This is a genomic window from Pseudomonas sp. CDFA 610, assembly GCF_021147865.1.
Classification (GTDB): domain Bacteria; phylum Pseudomonadota; class Gammaproteobacteria; order Pseudomonadales; family Pseudomonadaceae; genus Aquipseudomonas; species Aquipseudomonas alliivorans.
This window is the reverse complement of sequence record NZ_JAGTPM010000024.1, coordinates 1-1,744: the sequence shown is the minus strand read 5'-3', so window position 1 is coordinate 1,744 and position 1,744 is coordinate 1. Positions and strand designations below refer to the sequence as shown.

The 1,744-nt window shown below is 52.7% G+C and carries 1 rRNA gene; it reads right to left on the bottom strand.

Annotated features, from left to right (window positions below):
• Window positions 1–16 precede the first annotated feature (16 nt).
• Window positions 17–1,744: ribosomal RNA gene (locus tag KDX39_RS26280) — 23S ribosomal RNA — on the bottom strand; the annotation flags it as partial.

The window sequence follows — 1,744 nt, the reverse complement described above, 5'->3', positions numbered from 1 at the left end:
ATTGCTTGGGTGTTATATGGTCAAGCCTCACGGGCAATTAGTATTGGTTAGCTCAACGCCTCACAGCGCTTACACACCCAACCTATCAACGTCGTAGTCTTCGACGGCCCTTCAGGGAACTCAAGGTTCCAGTGAGATCTCATCTTGAGGCAAGTTTCCCGCTTAGATGCTTTCAGCGGTTATCTTTTCCGAACATAGCTACCCGGCAATGCCACTGGCGTGACAACCGGAACACCAGAGGTTCGTCCACTCCGGTCCTCTCGTACTAGGAGCAGCCCCTCTCAAATCTCAAACGTCCACGGCAGATAGGGACCGAACTGTCTCACGACGTTCTAAACCCAGCTCGCGTACCACTTTAAATGGCGAACAGCCATACCCTTGGGACCGGCTTCAGCCCCAGGATGTGATGAGCCGACATCGAGGTGCCAAACACCGCCGTCGATATGAACTCTTGGGCGGTATCAGCCTGTTATCCCCGGAGTACCTTTTATCCGTTGAGCGATGGCCCTTCCATACAGAACCACCGGATCACTAAGACCTACTTTCGTACCTGCTCGACGTGTCTGTCTCGCAGTCAAGCGCGCTTTTGCCTTTATACTCTACGACCGATTTCCGACCGGTCTGAGCGCACCTTCGTACTCCTCCGTTACTCTTTAGGAGGAGACCGCCCCAGTCAAACTACCCACCATACACTGTCCTCGATCCGGATAACGGACCTGAGTTAGAACCTCAAAGTTGCCAGGGTGGTATTTCAAGGTTGGCTCCACGCAGACTGGCGTCCACGCTTCAAAGCCTCCCACCTATCCTACACAAGCAAATTCAAAGTCCAGTGCAAAGCTATAGTAAAGGTTCACGGGGTCTTTCCGTCTAGCCGCGGATACACTGCATCTTCACAGCGATTTCAATTTCACTGAGTCTCGGGTGGAGACAGCGCCGCCATCGTTACGCCATTCGTGCAGGTCGGAACTTACCCGACAAGGAATTTCGCTACCTTAGGACCGTTATAGTTACGGCCGCCGTTTACCGGGGCTTCGATCAAGAGCTTCGCTTGCGCTAACCCCATCAATTAACCTTCCGGCACCGGGCAGGCGTCACACCCTATACGTCCACTTTCGTGTTTGCAGAGTGCTGTGTTTTTAATAAACAGTCGCAGCGGCCTGGTATCTTCGACCGGCGTGGGCTTACGCAGTAAATGCTTCACCCTCACCGGCGCACCTTCTCCCGAAGTTACGGTGCCATTTTGCCTAGTTCCTTCACCCGAGTTCTCTCAAGCGCCTTGGTATTCTCTACCCAACCACCTGTGTCGGTTTGGGGTACGGTTCCTGGTTACCTGAAGCTTAGAAGCTTTTCTTGGAAGCATGGCATCAACCACTTCGTGTTCCAAAGGAACACTCGTCATCAGCTCTCGGCCTTGAAACCCCGGATTTACCTAAGATTTCAGCCTACCACCTTAAACCTGGACAACCAACGCCAGGCTGGCCTAGCCTTCTCCGTCCCTCCATCGCAATAACCAGAAGTACAGGAATATTAACCTGTTTTCCATCGACTACGCTTTTCAGCCTCGCCTTAGGGACCGACTAACCCTGCGTCGATTAACGTTGCGCAGGAAACCTTGGTCTTTCGGCGTGGGTGTTTTTCACACCCATTGTCGTTACTCATGTCAGCATTCGCACTTCTGATACCTCCAGCAAGCTTCTCAACTCACCTTCACAGGCTTACAGAACGCTCCTCTACCGCATCACCA